Consider the following 21604-nt stretch of genomic DNA (forward strand, 5'->3'; position numbering starts at 1 on the left):
ACATGAATCCTAATTTTTTATAACAATGCTAATGGCAGCCTGATAAATATAAGATGTAAACTAATATACATGATCCACTCACCATTATACTTATATTTACACATATATTCGGGTAGAAAAAATATTTTCGCCTATTGTATGCAGATAATTGGATGCAAATTGTATTTTATTTGGTATTCGCTCTTCTATAATTCCATTTAGGCTTTTAAAATAAAGGCCTGCAATTAGTTTTACATCTTTTTTCCATTTATATAAGAGCAGACGAATGCTCAGGAAAACCATTAATAAATAAAAATGGTTGGAGAAAGAGAACCAATCCTTACGAAATAGATAATAACCTGACTATTACTGGAGAGATTTATGCCGAAAAAGGTGCCAAAATCTGGGGTTGGTTAAAAGGAATCCATAAAAAAAGTATGGAATTAATGCTTTATCATGATGGTATTCAGGCATCGGCGAGTGTGAAATATGGGGTAACGCTTAAAACAGAAGGGAGAAATAGTGATGATATGGGTGAGTTGGGAGAAAATAAAAGTGAAGATGAATTCCTTGAAAAAGATTGGGTATTTCAAGAATCACTGCCAAAAGAAAAATCTCCTTACAGGATTTCTTTGGGATAGTTTTTTTATTCTTCCATATGAAAGAATAAAAGGAGCTATAAGCTGATGTTAAATATTGCCCTTGAAGCGGTGAACACTATCAGGAAAAAGACTCAGGGTGCTTTTGATGGTGCGGGTCAGTTCGATTATAAATTCGACCGTTCTGTTGTTACCCAAACTGATTTAATGCTGGAGGCAGAAATTCGGGAGCTATTTGAAAAACGCAGTCCGGGGGTGCCAGTTTGGGGAGAGGAATTTGGATTAAATGGGGCGGAAAAATTTGAATCGGGATGGATTATTGATCCTATTGATGGGACAAGGGCGTTTTTGTATGGCATCCCATTGTTCAGTACCTTGATTGCCTTTGTTGAACAAGGCGAACCTGTCGTTGGGGTAATGAGTTTTCCGGCGATTTCAACTGTGGTTTATGCGGCAAAAGGTGAAGGTTGTTGGATGAGTGTCGAAGGTAAGCCACTACGCCAACTCAAAATTGCGGAAAATTCACCGGAAATGGTGAAACAGGCGGTGATCACTGCTTCAGGAATACACAGTACGAGTTATGATCTTGCCGATGGAACCATCGCCTATAATTTGGACTCACTGGTAAAATCAGCGCGTGATTTTACATTTGTTAATGACGCTTACCAACATGCCATGGTTGCAGCCGGTCGCCTGCATTGTGCTATTGATACCTTAATGAAACCGTGGGATTGCGCTGCAATTCTGCCCTGTATTAAAGAAGCAGGTGGTGATTTTTGTACCCTGAATGGCAGTCGGGAAAAAGTGATATTTGGTGGTAGCCTGGTATCGGCATGTACGCCAAAATTGCTCGATAATGTCGTACAGATAATGAATTCATCTATACCAATCCAACTTCAAATTCCAGCTTGCAAATCAATGTAATTGTTTATATCTCCCCGCGTAGCGGGGAGATATAAGACGTATCTTGAAAGATGATTGGTATAGTTTAGATTAAACGATTTTGTATTTGATGATATCAGCTATTTCATGGATTGTTATTCAACAAAGCCACTGATTGTATGAACTATGCTTAACATGGATCTTCCTCTTCGGTATTAAAACCTTAAGGAAGATCCATGTCAGACGAACGGGTTAAAATTATGTGCTGATTTCTAGCTCTTTTTCGTGGTTGTCAACAGCAGATGGGACCTGAACATCGATGCGTAACATATTCTTAATCACCCTGGTCGCAATATTCGCTACCACGACGAGGGCATTAGGCACCCATAACCGCTTATGCGCAGGCGTTCCGACAAACCAAATGCTTTCCTTTTCCTTAAGGTCAGGGTGGATGGCGACCATTTCTGGCGAGATTGATATGGCGCGCTCTGAACGCTGGCCGTGAGTGTCAATCTCAAGTTTTCCATCCTCGTCAATGACAAAGTCAGGTTGGTGATAACCAACGGCAGCGACAACAGCATCAAATGGTTGATAATCCTGCCCTAAATTGACTAACCAGGTATTAGCCTTTCCTTCCTCTATAACAACATTTAAAATTTCTCCCTGCTGGATGAGCAGAGAACCCTCATCCATATAGTGCAGAAGTTTGCGTGCATTGGGCAAAGCTATGGCAGTGATATATCGATGAAGCATTTTTTCGACGTTGGGATGAAATGAACCGTCGAAATAGGTTTTATCATTTAAATGCACTTCATTAATGACATCCATGAAATTGACTATCATGTCTTGCCATTGACTCTTTCCTTGCTCGGCAATAGCTATTTCTTCACGCAGACGTTCACGATAACTATTGGCATTAGAAAACTGTTCTCGCCAGGGTATCTTGGTGTATTTGTTGAGTGCGCGGTAGAAATATTTTAGATATGCACGTTTCAATGAGTCAGGAAAAGAATGGTTCGATTGATTTCCCTTACGGGTCATTATCGACATTATGTTTTCATGCTCAAAGAAGGCTCCAGGGCTTCGTATAAACCGCGAACGCACAGCGGGAATATCTCCTGATGGCGATGTCATGGTGACGCGATGGCCTTCACGGCAGAGAAGAATCGCCGCATCGATGGCTGAAAGTTTACTGCCGATAACCAATACCCGCGATTGCGAGGGTATTCTGGCTAACATATCTTGCTCTGGATAGGGACAGTGAATAAAAGTTGGATGAGCCAAGTGGGGTTTCAACACTTCAGGGAGCCGAGAAGCGCCGAAGCCTGTACAAAAAATGACATCAGTCACTTCCAGTGATTGAGGTGCCAAGGTATCACCGTACCAGAGCGTATAACACCGATGTGAATTGATTTTTCCCCCCTTAAATACATAGGGTATATGAAAAACATCGATTCCGATCTTGAGAGCGATAGTGTTAAATTCCAAAAACTTTTCATTCAGATAATTTCCTACCCATTGGCGCGGTACGAAAGATTCCGGCGTAACGGTATGCCCACGTTTATGCAAATAATTCAGAAAATCCAGAGGGTTATCTGCCACGACGGACATGGTATCAACGGAGGTATTGCAGAGGATATCACCATCCAGATTGAAAAAGGCCATACCGGGGCCAACAGCCCCAGGCTCAATAATATAAATGGTTTGTGCCACACGATGTTGCACTGCTGCGATGAATGTTGCCACGCCCGCAGCCCCGCCTCCGACAATCGCAAGACTTCTTTTTTGAAAAGACATCATCATTTCCTATATTTTAACTATATTGAAATTAAGGACGTTTTATTCGGCTGACTTAAGCGAAGGCTTTCATCCTGCGATGGCTTCGACAATCGAAATATAACAACCTGTATCAATAACGCGATTGAGTTTCAAATCTGCGTTAGCCAGCAATTGTCGTAGCTCATCTTCTGTGCGTTCGCGTCCCCCTTCGTAGATCCCCATGCAGAGGAGATCCATTTCCTTACCTGAGTGCGAAACGTTGCCATTAGGGATGACCGGATCCATGATTAGCACTCGGCCGTCAGGGGACATCGCTTGTCGGCAGTTACGTAGGATGCGTATACATTGCTCATCAGGCCAGTCGTGCATAATGTACTTGAGCAGATAGATATCGCCCTGTGGACATGACTCGAAAAAGTCGCCAGAAGTAATCTCCCAACGTGTATCGTCACCTAACGCGTCAAGTTGATGTCTGGTCAGTACGTGTGGTTGGTCGAAAAGGATCCCTCGCAGAGTGGTATTAGCCTGTAATACGCCTAATAACAGGCCACCAAATCCGCCAGCGATATCGACAACGGTCGCGTTTTTCGGAAAGTCATAACTGTTCACGAGAAACAGATTTTCCACTTTAGACATTGAGGACATACCGGCATGAAAATCATCAGCCTGTGTATCCTTCTGCGCCCAATAATCAAAGAAAGGAAGTCCGTAGAGGTGTTTGAAGGCGGGGTTGCCGCGGACACTTTCGACAATCTCACCAAGAGGTTGCCAAAATGTCCTGTCAGTCAGCATCAATACTGCAGATCGGAGGGAGTGGTGTGTGTCTTTGCGCAGGAACTCTGCGGCTGGTGTGAGTGAAAACCGATTTTCTTCGGTTTCACGAAAGATATTCCGTGTGGCGAGCAACCGCAGAACTCGGTGTAGTTGTTGCTCTTGGGCACCGACAGTTTTGGCAAGCTCATTCACTGTTTTTGGCCCATTGCTCAAATGATCGGCTACACCCAGAACTGCAGCAGCACGAAGCGCCGCTTGATAGGAATACCCCATTGTTTGATTAAGTAAATGTAACGCTGCTGATGTGTAGTTAGAAATTGCTGTGTTATTATTTAAAGTGTTCATATGATTCTCATTTATTATGTAATTATTAAAATAAAAATTAAAGAAATATAAGTTTACTTATTATTTCAAGCATATTATTAACCAGAGTGTTGTTCATTTTTCAATCACAAAAAAACTTATACGAAAGGATATTGTTATAATGATTTTTATTAATGAGAATAATGAATAAGGCTATTTTTACGAGAAGGTTATGTTGTGTTTATAGTGAGAATTTTTAGGGCGGATAGTGATTATACGCATGCAACTTCAAGTTTCAATTTACAACACGATATGAAACCTGATTTCTCCCCGCGAAGCGGGGAGAAATCACATGCATCTTGAAGTTAGATTGGTATAAATAACACAATAGAAAAATACATTAGGGTATAATAATCCCCACTAAAATAGTGGGGAGATATGTGTTAGTGTTGACAAACAAAGGCTGCATCAATGCAATTTCTTTGGAAATCATCCCAAAACCCTGGTGGATAGCTCTCAATATCACTTTCCAATAGCATAGGTTTATGCCACTCGAATTTTAATCCCGCCTTAGTGATGGCATTTTTATATTGTTCACGGCTCCAACGATGCATAGTAAAAGGGCTGGGTGGGGTAGTAAGAAATTCAGCCCTCACAAGAGTTGTATCTTTCACAGGCTCTTCACTTAGAACCTTTATGCAATAATTTTCATAGTTCCCTTTTTCTAAACGATAATCAGGTTCAAATGTATAAGCGATGAGTTTACCGGAAGGTTTAAGATGATCTGCAATTACACGAAACATATTTTCAAGTTGTTCAAGTGATTCCGCATGACAAAATAGCCAGGCGGCAACTATCAGGTCAAATTTGCCGAATGACTCCATTTTGCTGACATCCCTGATATGATATTCTATACCATCGTTATATTGTTGCGATTTGTGTTTAGCAATTTCTATCATCTTATCTGATATATCAATACCAATTACTTTTGAAGCGCCACGGTTTCTGAATTCCCGACTAAATAAGCCATATCCACATCCTAAATCTAATACCGATTTTCCTTTTACATCCCCTGCCAGATTGAGGAGGGTACGAGCCACTATTTTTATTTGAGGGCTAGAGTCTGAAAAATCTTCGTAGAGATGAGCAATAGGATTATATAAGATGTTATCTTTCATAATGATGTCCTTAATTAAAATTAAGATATTTTATTTGTTTGTAGAATACATTATTTAATATTGGTGTAATAATGACTGACTGTTTCCTTTGTTGTATATTAAGGCGCCAGTAATGAATTAGATATAATTATTTTTATATTGACTCTTTTTTTTATCAACCCATCGGAATATGGGTTGATATTCGTCATTATTTTGTGCCTAAAAAGCGATGAATTGCCCGGAGTACAGCTTCAGGCTTTTCTGCATGTACCCAATGCCCACAACCGGCCACAACCCATGCGGTTGCTTGTGGAAATTGGCTGATAATCTCTTCTCGAAATTCTTCATTAATATAATCTGAATTTCCACCACGGATAAATAAGGCGGGATTGTGCCATGCAGGAATAGTTTCCCAACCGATAATCTTTTCGTACTCTTTTTGCAAAATGGGAAGATTGAATTTCCATTCCCCTTGATGGAATGATTTCAATAAAAACGGAATAACACCCTCTTCTCGAATATCCTGACGCATAATATCTGCCGCTGCTTGTCGGGTTTGTACACCGGCTGCTACGACTTTGTTCAGTGCTGTGAAAATGCTGTCATGACGGCGAACCAAATAAGCGACAGGAGCCATATCAATCACCACGATTTTTTCAATCCGTTCTGGCGCAATAGCCGTCATGCTCATAGCGATTTTGCCACCCATGGAATGCCCAATAATAATGGCTTTGGACACGGTTAGCTCATCAAGTAATGCCAGGACATCCTGTGCCATATCGCGATAATCCATATTTTCCATGCGTGGTGAAATACCGTGGTTACGCACATCAATTTGAATCACCGGATAATGTTGCTGTAATTCACGCCCCAATACGCCTAAATTATTTAAGTCTCCAAAAAGTCCATGAATCAAGACAATGGGCGTTGACGATTGCGGATTTTCTACAGTGTGAAGATGATAATTTAATTGACAATTTGACTTCATAATTTGCCTGAATTTAATACCATTTATACCATGTTTAATATTGAGATGCTTAATATCATGACACGTGAGCTTTGACAAACTTAATGAGATGAAATAGTTGTAACTAATTGATTTATTTTAAAGGAAAGTTGCTTTCCTAAAGATTCTCTATTTTAAAAGGAATCACTTTAAGTTATTGAAAGTTTAATTGTTTTGTTTTGTGGCATTATATCTTATAATCGCAGGATAATTTTTTCATTAAGAACAGTACTGGATAGAAATGAAAACGATAGAAGTTGATGAAGAACTTTACCGCTTTATTGCAAGCCAAACTCTGCATATCGGTGAAAGTGCATCTGATATTTTACGGCGCATATTGAAGTTAGACGCCGGGCAGCCAGTACAAATTACAGAGCCTGCCAACGACCCTGCACCCGTTGTTAAAACCCTGGTTACCCGTTCCCGTGATGCTGTTCGCGTTATTCGTGAATTATTGCTTTCGGATGAGTACGCTGAAAAGAAAAAATCTGTTGAACGCTTTATGTTGGTTCTGTCTACCCTGTATAGCTTGAACAGTGACGGTTTTTCCAAAGCAACAGAAACGATGCATGGTCGTACCCGTACTTATTTCGCCGGTGATGAGCACACGTTATTGGCGAGTGGTAAGCAAACGAAGCCACGCCATGTTCCTGGTACGCCTTTTTGGGTGATCACCAATACCAACACTGACCGTAAACGCAGCATGATCGAACATATCATGCAGGATATGAAGTTTCCGGCAAATTTGATTGAAAAAGTGTGTGGTACTATTTAATTTTACTACTAATACAATTGATTAGCTTATTAGTACTGCGCTGGCGATAAGCCAGTGCGGTCTCCTAGGAGAAATAATAAAGTGGCCATTCATTCAAGAGCAGGGCAGCTCGCTCAGCAGCATGATTTAATCAATATTGCTCAGCTCACTTCACAGTATTACACCTTACATCCCCATCCTGAAAATCCAGCCCATAAGGTCAAGTTTGGCACTTCCGGCCATCGTGGCAGTTCTGGACGCAATAGCTTTAACGAAACACATATTCTGGCTATTTCTCAAGCCATTGTGGAAGTGCGTTCGCAACATGGGATTACTGGGCCATGTTATGTGGGTAAAGATACTCATGCGCTTTCAGAAGCGGCATTTATCTCCGTATTGGAAGTGTTAACGGCGAATGGAGTAGATGTCATTGTGCAGGAAAATAATGGGTTTACACCGACTCCTGCTATTTCTCATGCCATCTTATGCCATAACCGTCAGGGGAAAAGTTTGGCTGATGGTATCGTGATCACGCCATCCCATAACCCACCAGAAGACGGTGGTATCAAATATAATCCACCTAATGGCGGGCCAGCCGATACTGATTTGACGGCAATCATTGAACAGCGTGCGAATGAATTACTGGCTTCTGGTCTCAATGGGATCAAGCGCCTGCCTTATGAACAGGCATTAAAAAGTGAATATCTGTATTCCCAAGATTTGATCGATCCTTATGTCACTACACTGGGTGAAGTAGTGGATATGGCAGCTATCCAGCAAGCAGGCTTAAAGATTGGCATTGATCCGCTGGGCGGTTCAGGGATTGCCTATTGGCAGCGGATTGGGGAATATTACAATCTCGATCTGACACTGGTTAATGATAAGGTCGATCAGACATTTCGTTTTATGACACTGGATCATGACGGTGTGATCCGTATGGATTGTTCATCCCGTTGGGCAATGGCGGGGTTGCTGGAGCTGCGTGGTAAATTTGATTTAGCCTTTGCGAATGACCCTGACTATGACCGTCATGGGATTATTACGCCGGCGGGTTTGATGAATCCGAACCATTATCTGGCAACAGCTGTCGATTACCTATTCCGCCACCGCCCACAATGGCCGAAAAATATTGCGGTGGGTAAGACTCTGGTTTCCAGCGCCATGATTGATCGTGTTGTAACTGACTTGGGGCGTGAATTAGTGGAAGTTCCCGTCGGTTTTAAATGGTTTGTGGATGGACTCTATAAAGGCGAATTGGGCTTTGGTGGAGAAGAAAGTGCTGGGGCATCTTTCCTGCGCTTTGATGGCACTCCGTGGTCAACCGATAAAGATGGCATTATTCTGTGCCTGTTAGCGGCTGAAATGACAGCAATTACCGGTGAGAACCCACAGCAACGTTACGATAAACTGGCTGCTAAATTTGGCACACCAAGCTATAGCCGTATTCAGGCTCCGGCGACGCATCAGCAAAAAGCATTATTGTCCAAACTGTCACCGGAAATGGTTAAGGCCGATATATTGGCAGGTGATCAGATTACCGCCCGTTTAACCACCGCATCGGGGAATGGTGCTTCCATTGGTGGCTTGAAAGTGATGAGTGATAATGGTTGGTTTGCTGCTCGTCCTTCTGGTACGGAAGAAGCTTATAAAATCTATTGTGAAAGTTTCCTTGGTGCGGAGCATCGTGAAAAAATTGAGCAAGAGGCTCAGGAAATCGTCAATCAGGTATTTGCCGCAGGTTAAAAATACAAGCCGTAGCGATTGCTGCGGCTTCTTTGTGTTTATCCCAAAGCGACCATCAAAGCGCCCAGGGTAATCAGCACGATACCACCACAAGTCACCAGAGAAATTTTCTCGCCAAATAGAATTACCGCCAGAATGACTGCAAATACCACGCTCAATTTATCGACAGGAGCAACCTGGGAAACGTTACCATGTTTGATCGCCAGAAAATAGAATAGCCAGGAGAGTGCACCGGCAATACCACTTAATAGGATAAACAGAAGTGCCTTGCGATTGGCGAGAATTTCGCCGATAAGATTCAATTTTCCCTGCACAATGACAACGCCTGTCAAAAACAGTGCCATAATAACAGCCCGAATAGCGGTTGCTGTATTAGCATCCAAATTTTGCAACCCAATCTTTCCAAAGATAGCGACCAGTGCTGCCGTTAGCGCGGAGAGTAAGGCATAAATCAGCCATGTACTCATATTCAATTAACCTTGTGTTTGATATTAACGTGCTGTATCAGAGGAATGCATCATAGGCTAATTTGGTTGTTCTGAATATGCATAATGCCAAAAATATTATGCGCTATACGCATTAAACTTCAAGTTGCAATTTACAACACGATATGAAACCTGATTTCTCCCCTGCTAAGCGAGGAGAAATCAAACGCATCTTGAAGTTAGATTGGTATATATTTTTCAAATTGCTACAACTTTTAATTATGTGAAAGCATAATTAATTAATATCACAGAGGGTAACTCATCCTTTATCCTACTCCTGGTATTTATTAATAAAGGATGAGGTGAGTTTATCTAATACAATGTTTAATCATTATTTTCATTTTTATTAAAAATAGCGTTGATGTGATCTTTCTATTAAAAAGGTTTTGCTATGAAATCTGACTTTTGGAGAAAAGTTTATTTTATTGTATTCAGCAGCCTATTTGTTTTATTACTTTCAAGTTGCGCACAACAGCGTTGTATCCCAAATAAAAATCATTCGTTTAAAACCCAGGAGGAACTGATGGCACATAGTTTGAAGCAAATATCCGGCAGTGAACAAATCTATCGTTGTTATTCTGAGCCAGAAATTTCTCAGGCCTCCGCACATTGGGTTGATCGACAAACATTATTATGGTCAGGTGGGGCAGGTCAGCCTATTGTTCGTCTATATTACAATCACAACAATAAGGTAGAAGCTAATGAGCAAGGTTATTTTACCGATAACTATCTGACGTTAACCCCGACAAACTTAAGCCAGGAGACGGCAAGGAAGTTTCCCCATCTGGCAAAATGGGCGGCGTTCCGTCTACCAGAAGAAACGGATATTGATCTTCTTCTGACGGGTGATTTGGTGGCTTTGGCTGCTGATGAGCAAGGTTTGTTAATATCAGCAACTCAAGTACAAACGGCGGGTGTGTTGGATGATCGTTTTGCCGATGCCGCTGATAAGCTGGAATATGGGGCACGGATAGATGATAAAGGCGTCCTTTTCCGCTTGTGGGCACCGACTGCCCAAGAGGTTGGCCTAATTATTTATAATCAAGATAAGCAGATTATTGCCAATCATACAATGCAGCGTGATGCCACAAGTGGTTCCTGGTTCTGGCAAGGTAACGAGAAATTGATTGGTGCTTATTACCGTTATGCCTTAAAGGTCTACCACCCAGATTCCCGTAATGTGGAACGTTATGAAGTGACCGATCCCTATTCTTATAGCTTGTCTACGAATTCTGAATATAGCCAGGTTGTCAATTTGGATGATGTGTCACTGAAACCACAAAATTGGGATAACCTGTTAATGCCGCATCCGCAAAATACACCAACGGATATTGCCCGCATGACCATCTATGAAGCGCATATCCGTGATCTTTCCGTGGCAGACAGCACAATATCCGCAGATTGGCGTGGTAAATATCTGGCACTAACCGCCAAGAACAGCGATATGTTCAAACATCTTAAAGCGTTGAGTCAGGCGGGAATGACGCATATGGAGTTATTGCCTGTGTTTGATATCGCCTCCGTTAATGAATTTAGCCATCAGGTGGCGGATCTTGATCACTCTTTTAAACGTCTGTGTCAGGTCAATCCAATGGTGAAAAATAGCCGTTTTGCGGGTTATTGCGATAGCACATTGACTGTACGGGAGGTTTTGCAGCAATTGCGGCGCGATGACAATATCAATAATCCGCAGGTACAAGAATTAAATACGATGGTGGCAAAGACGGATTCCTATAACTGGGGTTACGATCCGTTTCACTATTCAGTACCGGAAGGCTCTTATGCCACTGATCCGGAAGGTTCCGGTCGTATAAAAGAGTTTCGCTCCATGATACAGGCTATCAAACAGCAATTGGGTATGAATGTGATCATGGATGTTGTCTACAACCATACCGATGCGGCGGGTCCTGTGTCCCGAACGTCGGTATTGGATAAGATCGTGCCTTGGTATTACCACCGTTTAGATGAAATAACAGGCAATGTAGAAAATAATACCTGTTGTTCTGACACTGCGCCTGAACATCGTATGTTTGCTAAATTGATTGCAGACTCGCTGGTAACCTGGGTTAAAGATTATAAGATAGATGCGTTTCGATTCGATTTAATGGGTTATCACCCCAAAGCGCAAATTATATCAGCACTGGAAAAAGTCCGGGCGATTAACCCGTCGATCTACTTTTTCGGCGAGGGTTGGAATTCAGGGCAAGATGATCGGTTTGAAACCGCATCACAAATTAATCTTAAGGGAAGTGGCATTGGAACTTTTTCTGACCGATTGCGAGATGCGGTGCGGGGAGGAGGCCCTTTTGATGTTGCCGACAGTATTCGCAGTAATCAGGGGATAGGAAATGGTGTCGAAATATTGCCGAACGAAATTTCTAGCTTAGATGCAGATAAAGCTCGTCATTTATGGGATCTGGTTCGTCTTGGTATGGCGGGCAATTTGGCGTCTTTCATCATGATTGATAAAGATGGAAAGGTGAAAAACGGCGGGGAAATTGATTATAAGGGCACAGCTGCGGGTTATGCATTGGAGCCGATTGAAGTAGTGAATTATGTCTCTAAACACGATAATCAAACATTGTGGGATATTATTAGCTATAAAGCTGCCCAAGAAGCAGATTTGAGGACTAGGGTTCGTATGCAGGCGATCTCCCTGGCAACAGTATTCCTTGGGCAAGGTCTGGCTTTTGATCAACAAGGGTCAGAGTTATTGCGTTCAAAATCATTTACCCGCGATTCTTATAATGCGGGTGATTGGTTTAATCGTGTTAGTTATGACTATAAAGACAATAATTATGACGTAGGGTTACCTGAACGCGGTAATGACGGCAAAAATTATCCACTGATTAATCGGGTCAAAAATCAGGTGGAAAAACCAGGCCAAAAGGAATTATTGCAGATGATGGCGTTTTATCAGGAACTACTGAGATTACGTCAATTTTCACCGCTGATGGCACTTGGCGAAGGTGCGGCTGTTAGGGAGCGTGTTGATTTTATTAATGTTGGTCCTCACCAGCAACCTGGTTTACTGGTCATGACGATTGATGATGGCAATCTGACATCGGGTGATCGTGATTTGCGGTTTGATGGTTTGGTCGTCGTCATTAATGCTGCACCCTGGTCGGTGACTGTTAAAGATCTGAATGTCGTGGGGCTGAGATTAAATGATATTCAACGTGAATTAGGCGAAGCGTCTTTGGCTGCGGGAATACGAATCACGGAAAATGGTGAAGTAACCATGCCTGCATGGTCAGCAGCTGTGTTAGTTTTGCCACAAGAAGGAATTCGTGGTACAGGTTTGCCTGTTCGCAGGAAATAACGAAGTTAAGAAATATTTAATTACTTTTAATACCGAGATGCTTAGGGGGCGAAACGGTTTCAGGTTTTTGCCGCAGATGCCCCATGTAAATCTGGTGGATCTTGCAACGGCAGAAGAAAATGAAAACTGGTTCCCCCTTTTTGATTATTAGCTGCCCATATCTTTCCACCGTGGATTTCAATAATGGATTGGCAGATCGCTAGACCTAGCCCGATACCAGGTATCGCTGATTCTTTACTGGTGCGTGAGAATTTATCAAAAATCAGTTTTTTTTGTTCTGGTGGAATTCCTGTGCCTGCATCCCAGATTTCGATATGCACCTGTTTTTGAGCAGTTTTTTTCTCGATAGTAGCTTGTATGCCTAAAGGAGTCTGTTCACTGGTGTATTTAATGGTATTTTCCAGCAGGTTGATAAAAACACGTTCCAGTAAGGTGGCATCACAATGCAGCAATACATTGTTGGGTAAAGAAAGTGCTACAGTATTGCGATTGAGGGCATGTTCCAAAGAACGCAAGGCACTGCTGACAATTTCTTCCAGTGGACACCATTCAAGGTTAAGTTGAATGCCACCTGATTGCAGTCGTGCCATATCAAGCAGGTTATTGACCAGTCGAGAAAGGCTGAGAATTTGCTGGCGAATTTGATTAACTTGTTGGGTATGGGGCGAATTTTCTGTCGATAAATCCAACATCAGTATTTCAGCCTGCCCGAATAGTACAGTCAACGGAGTAAGTAAGTCGTGAGATAGGGCTGCCAGCAATGAATTACGCAGTTGTTCCCGCTCAGTTTCTAACCTGGCAGATTCTGCGCTACGGGTCAGGTGCAAGCGTTCCAGCGCATTGGCAATAAGTCCCGTGAAGATTTGTAATAGCCGCTGTTGTTCCGGTACTAGTAACTGGCGCTGGTTAGGGGATTCAATGGCAAGAACGGCAAAAACCTGCGAGGGCGTAGCGATAGGCAATAATTGATAAGGGACACCCGGTAATGTATCAGTGCCCGCTCCGGCAGGTTGTTTTTTCTCAAAACACCATTTGGCGATCGCTTCATCGATTTGCATCTGACCACCATTATGGGATTTCACTTGATATAAATGCTGGTTGTTATCTGGCAGCAGTAAGCCTGTTTTTGCCTGAAAGCTGTTGGATAGAAAGTAATAGCTGATACGCGCTACGTCCTCTTCATTCAGGGCCTTGCTCAGTGTACGGGTTATTTCATATAGGTGTCGTGTTCTTTGTTCGCGATAACGGGCTACTCTGGCTTGATAGCGTATACCTGCGGTAAGGTTGCCAACAACAGCCCCGACAATCAGCATGACGGCCAGTGTGAGCAGGTATTGGATGTTTTTGACTTCCAATGACCAACGTGGTTGGACAAAGAAAAGATCAAAACTAATGACATTGACAAAAGCAGCAAAGACAGATGGCCAACGACCATAAAATAGCGCGATAATGACAACACCGAGCAGATAAAGCGCTACCAGGTTGGCTTTGTCAAGGGTCAGTAAGAAAGTGCGGGAAAAGAGGGTAATGAGGGCACAGAGTACGATAGCCATCAAAAAACCCTGAATCGGGACTCGCCATTTATCATTGAAGGTTCGGTTATCTTTTGGTCCTTTGTCGCCGTTTTTTTTCTCTTCCAACGCAACAATAATCAAATCTAAATCAGGACCGAGCTTTCCCAGGCGCTCTGAAAAGTCACGATACCATTTAAAGCCGAAGAAATTTACCTGTGAATTGTAATAGCGGCCAATAAGGATTTTACCCAGATTATGTTCTCTGGCGTAGCGCAGGACGGCTTTTTCTTCATCGGAATCAGAGAGTGTTGCGGTTTCAGCGCCCAGATCTTGTGCCAGCTTTAAGGCTTGCAAAATGGTACGTCGTTTGCCTTCTGGCAATCGATGTAGTTTGGGGGTTTCAACGTAAACAGCATGCCAGGTACAGTTGAGTTTTGCTGCCAGGCGAGCAGCTTTTCGAACCAGTTTTTCATTGCCGGCGTTGTAGCCAATGCACAGTAGTAAATTCTCTTGCGTATGCCATACGGGCTCTTTTCCTCGCGTATCACGGAAAGCGCGCATTTGGTCGTCTACGCGATCTGCCGTGCGGCGTAACGCCAATTCACGCAGGGCAATCAGGTTCCCTTTGCGAAAAAAATGTTCAATGGCACGTTCGGCCTGACCTGAAATATAAACCTTGCCGTCATTGAGCCGTTGACGCAAATCATCAGGTGGAAGATCGACCAGAACAACATCATCGGCTTGATCAAAAATATGGTCAGGAACGGTTTCCCGCACGCGAATACCGGTAATGCCGCCGACAACATCATTCAAACTTTCTAAATGTTGCACATTGATAGTTGTCAGTACATCAATACCAGCTTCCAGTAATTCTTCGACATCTTGCCAGCGCTTCGGATGGCGGCAACCTTTAGGGTTACTGAATGCCAGTTCATCCATCAGAATAATGGCTGGATGGCGGGCAAGGGCGGCATCAATATCAAATGCCGCTATCCGGCGTTCATTATGGCGGAAATATTTTGCGGGTAATCGGGGTAACCCTTTCAATAAGGCTGCGGTTTCTGATCGATCATGGGTTTCAACAACACCGACAATGACATCTAGCCCCTGCGCCAGCAGCCGTTGAGCCTCTTGCAGCATGGCATACGTTTTGCCAACACCCGCACAAGCACCGAAAAATATTTTTAGTTTGCCGCGTGGCTTTTCGTTTGCCAGCGTCAGCAGTTCATCAGGATCAGGACGCTGTGGTTCATTGTGTTCCATAGTCTGATCTGCCTTTTTGATCCAGGTTATCTAACGCAAGATTCAGTTCCAGTACATTGACTATGGGTTGTCCCATATATTCCAGCAGGGGATATTGAATGTGTTGCTCAATGAGTTTATGGATGATCGCAAGTGGAATATGACGGGCTATCGCCACTCGTTGTGCCTGGAATTCTGCTGCTTCAGGGGAGATATGGGGATCTAACCCGCTACCCGATGCCATGATTAAATCAACAGGAATTGGATAGGTTGCGGGATGGTTAAATAAACGTACCTGGATAATATTTTGGTGTATTTTGCTGCTTAGTTCAGGGTTGGTTACTGCGAGGTTACTGCCTCCAGATGACAGCGTGTTGTACGGTTTTTCAGCTGTCATGGAAGGCCGCCCATGAAAATAGATAGATTTGGTAAAATTCTGACCAATTAATTCAGAGCCAACCAGTTTGCCATTCTGCTCTATTAGCGATCCTTTAGCTTGATAGGGAAATAAAAATTCTGCTATTCCCGTCACCAGCAATGGATAGGCTATTCCCGTGATGAAGCTAAGTAATACCAACAGAATAATGGAAGAACGTAACCAGATCATTTTTATCACCTTATTTGAAGCACCGATTTTTAAGTATGCTGTAGTGAAAAGATCGTTAGTTAAACATTAAGACAGTGAGCAATATGTCAATAATTTTGATACCCACAAAAGGTACAAGCAGGCCACCAAGTCCATATAGCCATAGATTCCGGCGCAAGAGTGACAATGCATTCATTGGGCGATAACTGACGCCCTTTAGGGCCAATGGTAGTAAAAAGATGATGATTATCGCATTGAAGATAACCGCAGACAGTACCGCCGATTCTGGAGAATGCAGGTGCATGATGTTTAACACATTAAGTTGTGGGTACGTTACGGAAAAAGCCGCGGGAATGATGGCAAAATATTTAGCAATATCATTGGCAATACTGAATGTGGTTAAGGCTCCGCGGGTCATTAGCATCTGTTTGCCAATATGGACAACTTCGATCAACTTGGTGGGATTAGAATCCAGATCAACCATATTGCCAGCCTCTTTCGCCGCTTGTGTGCCTGAATTCATGGCAACAGCCACATCTGCTTGTGCCAGCGCTGGTGCATCGTTTGTACCATCACCTGTCATGGCAACCAAGCGTCCTTCTGATTGATATTGACGGATAAGGGCAAGTTTCGCTTCGGGAGTGGCTTCTGCCAAAAAGTCATCAACGCCTGCTTCGGCGGCAATGGCTGCGGCCGTGAGATGATTGTCACCCGTGATCATGACAGTCTTGATCCCCATTTTGCGCATTTCACTGAAGCGTTCTTTAATTCCGCCTTTCACAATATCTTTTAAGGCAACAACACCTAAAACCTGCTGGTTCTCAGCAACAACTAAGGGTGTTTCCCCCTTATGTGCAACTTGCTGTACGAGTTGGTCAATCACATCCGGGAAATGGCTGTGATTAGCTTCAATATGGCGACGAATCGCATCGACAGCGCCTTTGCGGATCATGCGGTTACCAATATTGACTCCACTCATGCGCGTCATTGCGGAGAAGGGGACAAATGTGGCATTTAATTCCCGTAGATCGCGTTCACGCATATTGAAACGTTGTTTTGCCAGGATCACGATACTGCGTCCTTCCGGTGTTTCATCCGCGAGAGAAGAGAGTTGAGCTGCATCAGCCAATTGCCGTTCCGTTACGCCTGGTGCGGGTAAAAATTGGGACGCCTGACGATTTCCTAGTGTGATAGTGCCCGTTTTATCGAGTAGCAAAACATCGACATCCCCAGCGGCTTCAACGGCTCGACCGCTGGTAGCAATAACGTTGGCTCCCAACATTCGGCTCATACCCGCAACGCCAATAGCTGACAGTAATCCACCAATGGTGGTGGGGATCAGGCAAACCAGTAAAGCAATCAATACCGTAAGTGTAATAGGCGCACCAGATTGGTTAGCCTGAACGCTAAACAAGGAAAAAGGCAGCAGACTGACACAGACCAGCAGAAAAATAATGGTCAGTGCAGTGAGCAGAATGGTGAGGGCGATTTCATTGGGGGTTTTACGTCGCTTGGCGCTTTCAACCATTGAGATCATTCTGTCTAAAAAGGTTTCTCCCGGATTGACGGTGCATTCGACGATTAACCAATCTGATAAAACTCGCGTCCCACCGGTGACAGAGGAAAAATCGCCGCCGGATTCTCGGATAACTGGCGCTGATTCTCCGGTAATAGCACTTTCATCAACGGAAGCTCCTCCTTCAAGGACTTCTCCATCACAAGGAATAATTTCTCCGGCTTCCACCAATACAATATCGCCTTTGCGCAAGGTGTCAGAAGTGACTTTTTCTTTTGCGGCCTCACGGCTGGATGAGGCTAGTTTGGTTGCCCAATTAGTTCTTTTTACCCCTTTCAGACTGGAGGCTTGAGCCTTACTACGTCCTTCAGCCAGTGCTTCTGCAAAGTTGGCAAACAGTACGGTAAACCATAACCAGAGAGCAATGGCACCAGTAAAAAGTGCGCTGCCCGTTAGTTGTCCCACTAATATGCCAATCCATAAGAGGGTGGTCAGGCAACTTCCCACATAAACGACGAACATGACCGGATTGCGCCATTGTTGAGCTGGATGGCATTTTTTTAACGAATCGATAAGTGCACGGCGAATTAAAGTCGGTTCAAATAATGCTTGTTGTTTATTTTTCATGCGCTACCTCACACTCTTACGGCCAAAGTTGTAGATGTTCTGCGATAGGGCCAAGAGCCAGAGAAGGAATAAACGTAAGGGCACCAATCAGTAAAATGACCAGGATTAATAGTCCAATGAAGAGCGAGCCGTGAGTCGGTAAGGTGCCACTGCTAATTGGCTGGCGTTTTTTGTTAACCATAAAACCGGCGATTGCCAGAACAGGCAGAATGATACCAAAGCGCCCAAGAAACATGATGACGCCCAACAATAGGTTGTAGAAGATATTATTGGTATTGAGTCCGGCAAAGGCACTGCCGTTGTTGTTGGCTGCGGATGAGAAAGCATAAAGTACTTCAGTGAAACCATGAGCTCCGGGATTTGCAATAGCGCTGCGGCCTGCATCGATTGAAATTGCCAACGCCGTGCCTAATAAAACAAGCGAAGGCGTGATTAAAATTGCCAGTGCGACCATTTTCATATCGTAGACATCGATTTTTTTGCCTAAGTATTCTGGTGCGCGCCCAATCATTAAGCCCGCAATAAATACGGCAAGCAGAACGAACAGCAATATGCCATAAAGACCAGAACCCGCCCCACCGAATATGACTTCCCCGATTTGCATCAACCAAAGCGGTATCATGCCACCCAGTGCGGTAAAGGAATCATGCATCGCATTTACGGCACCGCAGGAAGCGGCTGTCGTCACAACGCTATAGAGCGAAGAGGCCAGGATGCCAAAACGAGTTTCTTTGCCTTCCATATTAAAATGGTTACTGACATTGGGGGGCATGAGCTGAGCATTACCTGTGGTTTCGGCATACATCACAACGCTGGTGGCAATAATAAAAATAATGCTCATTGTCCACAGTAGGGCATACCCCTGACGGTTGTCGCCAACAACCAGACCGAATGCGAAACATAATGCACAAGGGATTAAGAAAATAGCCAAAACTTGAATAAAGTTACTAAGTGAAGTTGGGTTTTCAAATGGATGGGCTGAGTTTGCTCCAAAAAAGCCTCCGCCATTAGTTCCTAAAAGTTTTATCGCTTCTTGGGAAGCGACTGGCCCCATAGGAAGCCATTGTTGTTGTCCCTCAAGAGAGTGGATAGGGACATAGGGCGAAAAGTTTTGGATAACACCTTGACTGACAAAGAATAAGGCCATAATGATCGCAAGCGGAAGTAAGAGATATACAGTGATACGTGTAATGTCTATCCACGCATTCCCTACTGTTTTAGTGCCTTGACGGGAAAGTGCCCGCATTAAGGCAAAAGCCACAGCAATTCCCGTTGCCGCAGACAGAAAATTCTGAACAGTCAATCCGGCCATTTGGCTCAGGTAACTGAGGGTATTTTCTCCGCTATAAGATTGCCAATTGGTATTAGTGATAAAACTGATCGCGGTATTAAATGCCAGATCCCATCTCATGCCCGCAAAATGTTGTGGGTTCAGGGGCAAATGACCTTGGCTGATCAGCAGTGTAAACAGTAATAATAATCCGGCGATATTGAATATGAGGATGGTGAGAGCATACTGCCACCAGTTCATTTCTTTGACATGGCTGCCCGGTTTTTGCAGGCTACAACAACGCCATAAGATGGTTTCTGTTTTGGTCAGCCAGTGAGGTAACTCTCCTTCGACGAGCCGGGCAATCAGGATACCAAGCGGTTTACTTAATAGAAATAGTATGAGCAGGAAACTGGCAATCAGTAAAAAAGCAGATATTACCATTTAGAAATCCTCCGCATTCAATAACGCATAAATTAGATAGCTCAGTAATAGCGTCACCAGAAAAATGCCAAGGATCAGGAAGATATTCATGGTGGTGTATCTCCTTGCTTATTTCTTCAAGAAATAGTCAGTTACAGCATAGAAATACCATACAAAGAGGTTATGAAAAGGGTTCCTGAAAGCGTAAAAAAGTATAAATGCTCTGTGGAATTCATCGACAAAGCATCATAAATCAAGTGTAGCAAACTATGTCGAGTTAATTTTTTGTTTTCAATTTGTTTGTTTTGTTTCTGTTTAAGTGTAATTTTGTAATTAAATTACGAAATCAGAGAAAAATGTGATTTATATCATTTTAAAAGTGGTCGGATGAGTAGTAAGTTTTCATTTTATCGGATAAAATTTTATGCATATTACAGGTTAAGCCCATGAGGGGGGTATCAATGTCTATATATCGTGCATACTCTTGGCATCAAATTCTCTTGCGGCGTATTGGCGCTATATCACTGGGTGTCATTGCGCTGCCTGTTATGCTATTTCGTCGTGATCGTGCCCGTTTTTATAGCTATCTGTATAAAGTATGGCGAAAAACCAGTGATAAGCCAGTATGGCTGGAATGTTCAGAAATGACTTTAGAGATTTGGAATCGCTAAAATAGCATTATGATTGAGCCTAACCGGGCATTTTGAATATAGCATCTTGGCACCTTGTTGGTTTATTCTGGCAAGGTGTTTTGTTTTATATTGGATTTATAACTAATCTGTTTTGACTTAATCCATGACTGGTATGTATTTTATGGTGAAGAAAATGCTAAATGACAAGGGGAATGTGATGAACAATGTTGAATTGGAGCATGTGCTCAATACGGAATTGAAGATCCGTGAATTTCAAGATTACGCTCCCAATGGATTACAGGTGGAAGGCCGTCCTCACGTTCAACGGGTAATTACAGGCGTGACAGCCTGCCAGGCACTGTTGGATGAAGCTGTTCGCCTTGAGGCGGATGCTGTCATCGTTCATCATGGATATTTTTGGAAGAATGAGTCTCCGGTTATCCGTGGCATGAAGCGTCGCCGTTTGCAAACATTGCTTTGTAATGATATCAACTTGTATGGTTATCACCTTCCGTTAGATGCTCATCCTGTTTTAGGTAACAATATCCAATTGGCCCGTCAGATGGGGGTGAAAGTTATCGGTGAGATTGATACTCTCCTTCCTCATGGTGCTTTTGATCAACCTATTACACCGGCAGAATTGACTGAACGTCTCGAAAAAAACTTGGAGAGAAAGATACTGCATTGTGGTGATAATGCACCTGAAGAAATCCGCACACTGGCGTGGTGTACAGGTGGTGGTCAAGGTTTTATCGAACAGGCGGCGGAGTTTGGTGTTGATGCCTTTGTGACAGGAGAGGTATCAGAAAAAACGATCCATATTGCCCGTGAAATGGGACTGCATTTTTTTGCGGCAGGGCACCATGCGACAGAGCGCTATGGTATCAAAGTACTCGGTGAATGGCTGGCGAATAATTATGGATTGGATGTGACTTTTATCGATGTTCCTAACCCAGCTTGATTTTTAGTCACTGATATACGCATTAAACTTCAAGTTGCAACTTACAACAC

General features: G+C 43.3%; 17 protein-coding genes. 7 read left to right on the forward strand and 10 right to left on the reverse strand.

Annotated elements, in window-relative coordinates:
• The first annotated feature begins 416 nt into the window (after window positions 1-416).
• Both AAC853_RS12330 and AAC853_RS12335 read left to right on the forward strand, forming a co-directional pair.
• Window positions 417-620, forward strand: a complete 204-nt coding sequence (locus AAC853_RS12330) for a hypothetical protein (RefSeq protein WP_340614726.1) — start codon at window positions 417-419, stop codon at window positions 618-620.
• A 45-nt stretch (window positions 621-665) separates the two neighbouring features.
• Complete coding sequence (locus tag AAC853_RS12335) at window positions 666-1502, forward strand: inositol monophosphatase family protein (RefSeq protein ID WP_340614727.1); 837 nt, start codon at window positions 666-668, stop codon at window positions 1500-1502.
• Between the two features lie 216 nt (window positions 1503-1718).
• On the opposite strand, the gene AAC853_RS12340 is transcribed toward AAC853_RS12335, so the two are convergent.
• From AAC853_RS12340 to ybfF, 4 genes are all read right to left on the reverse strand, one after another.
• Complete coding sequence (locus tag AAC853_RS12340) at window positions 1719-3257, reverse strand: FAD/NAD(P)-binding protein (protein ID WP_340614728.1); 1539 nt, start codon at window positions 3255-3257, stop codon at window positions 1719-1721.
• A 69-nt stretch (window positions 3258-3326) separates the two neighbouring features.
• Entirely contained in the window at window positions 3327-4358 is a 1032-nt protein-coding gene (locus tag AAC853_RS12345; RefSeq protein ID WP_422824212.1) for a methyltransferase, read from the reverse strand.
• Window positions 4359-4759: 401 nt separating this feature from the next.
• Window positions 4760-5494, reverse strand: a complete 735-nt coding sequence (locus tag AAC853_RS12350; protein ID WP_338882898.1) for a class I SAM-dependent DNA methyltransferase — start codon at window positions 5492-5494, stop codon at window positions 4760-4762.
• Between the two features lie 187 nt (window positions 5495-5681).
• Window positions 5682-6461 carry an esterase gene (gene ybfF / locus AAC853_RS12355; RefSeq protein ID WP_338882896.1) on the reverse strand — a complete coding sequence of 260 codons (780 nt, stop codon included), beginning with the start codon at window positions 6459-6461 and terminating at the stop codon, window positions 5682-5684.
• 259 nt (window positions 6462-6720) lie between these two features.
• Between ybfF and seqA the strand changes: the two genes are divergently transcribed.
• On the forward strand, window positions 6721-7254 hold the full coding sequence (seqA, locus tag AAC853_RS12360) for a replication initiation negative regulator SeqA (protein WP_338882895.1): 534 nt from the start codon (window positions 6721-6723) through the stop codon (window positions 7252-7254).
• Window positions 7255-7335: 81 nt separating this feature from the next.
• Window positions 7336-8976: a phosphoglucomutase (alpha-D-glucose-1,6-bisphosphate-dependent) gene (gene pgm / locus AAC853_RS12365; protein ID WP_340614729.1), complete on the forward strand. Its 1641-nt coding sequence runs from the start codon at window positions 7336-7338 to the stop codon at window positions 8974-8976.
• 38 nt (window positions 8977-9014) lie between these two features.
• On the opposite strand, the gene AAC853_RS12370 is transcribed toward pgm, so the two are convergent.
• Window positions 9015-9443 (reverse strand): EamA family transporter, encoded by a 429-nt coding sequence (locus tag AAC853_RS12370; RefSeq protein WP_338882893.1) that lies wholly within the window; start codon window positions 9441-9443, stop codon window positions 9015-9017.
• 541 nt (window positions 9444-9984) lie between these two features.
• Between AAC853_RS12370 and pulA the strand changes: the two genes are divergently transcribed.
• On the forward strand, window positions 9985-12783 hold the full coding sequence (gene pulA / locus AAC853_RS12375) for a pullulanase-type alpha-1,6-glucosidase (RefSeq protein WP_340614730.1): 2799 nt from the start codon (window positions 9985-9987) through the stop codon (window positions 12781-12783).
• Between the two features lie 59 nt (window positions 12784-12842).
• On the opposite strand, the gene kdpD is transcribed toward pulA, so the two are convergent.
• From kdpD to AAC853_RS12400, 5 genes are read right to left on the reverse strand one after another with little or no spacing between them, the layout of a single operon-like run.
• Entirely contained in the window at window positions 12843-15560 is a 2718-nt protein-coding gene (gene kdpD / locus AAC853_RS12380; protein WP_340614731.1) for a two-component system sensor histidine kinase KdpD, read from the reverse strand.
• Window positions 15547-16146, reverse strand: coding sequence for a potassium-transporting ATPase subunit KdpC (gene kdpC, locus AAC853_RS12385; protein ID WP_340614732.1), 600 nt, complete (start codon window positions 16144-16146; stop codon window positions 15547-15549). The genes kdpD and kdpC overlap by 14 nt, the downstream gene beginning before the upstream one ends.
• A 55-nt stretch (window positions 16147-16201) precedes the next feature.
• The gene (gene kdpB / locus AAC853_RS12390) at window positions 16202-18268 is read right to left on the reverse strand and encodes a potassium-transporting ATPase subunit KdpB (protein ID WP_340614733.1); all 2067 of its coding nucleotides are present in this window, start codon (window positions 18266-18268) and stop codon (window positions 16202-16204) included.
• A 16-nt stretch (window positions 18269-18284) separates the two neighbouring features.
• On the reverse strand, window positions 18285-19982 hold the full coding sequence (kdpA, locus tag AAC853_RS12395) for a potassium-transporting ATPase subunit KdpA (RefSeq protein ID WP_340614734.1): 1698 nt from the start codon (window positions 19980-19982) through the stop codon (window positions 18285-18287).
• Window positions 19983-20072: a potassium-transporting ATPase subunit F gene (locus AAC853_RS12400; protein WP_338882886.1), complete on the reverse strand. Its 90-nt coding sequence runs from the start codon at window positions 20070-20072 to the stop codon at window positions 19983-19985.
• A gap of 350 nt (window positions 20073-20422) precedes the next feature.
• On the opposite strand from AAC853_RS12400, the gene AAC853_RS12405 reads away from it, so the two are divergent.
• Together AAC853_RS12405 and AAC853_RS12410 are read left to right on the forward strand one after the other, a co-directional pair.
• Entirely contained in the window at window positions 20423-20632 is a 210-nt protein-coding gene (locus AAC853_RS12405) for a YbfA family protein (protein WP_340614735.1), read from the forward strand.
• Between the two features lie 178 nt (window positions 20633-20810).
• Entirely contained in the window at window positions 20811-21554 is a 744-nt protein-coding gene (locus AAC853_RS12410; protein WP_340614736.1) for a type 2 GTP cyclohydrolase I, read from the forward strand.
• Window positions 21555-21604: the final 50 nt, after the last annotated feature.

Source organism: Xenorhabdus thailandensis, from assembly GCF_037996785.1.
Taxonomy (GTDB): domain Bacteria; phylum Pseudomonadota; class Gammaproteobacteria; order Enterobacterales; family Enterobacteriaceae; genus Xenorhabdus; species Xenorhabdus griffiniae.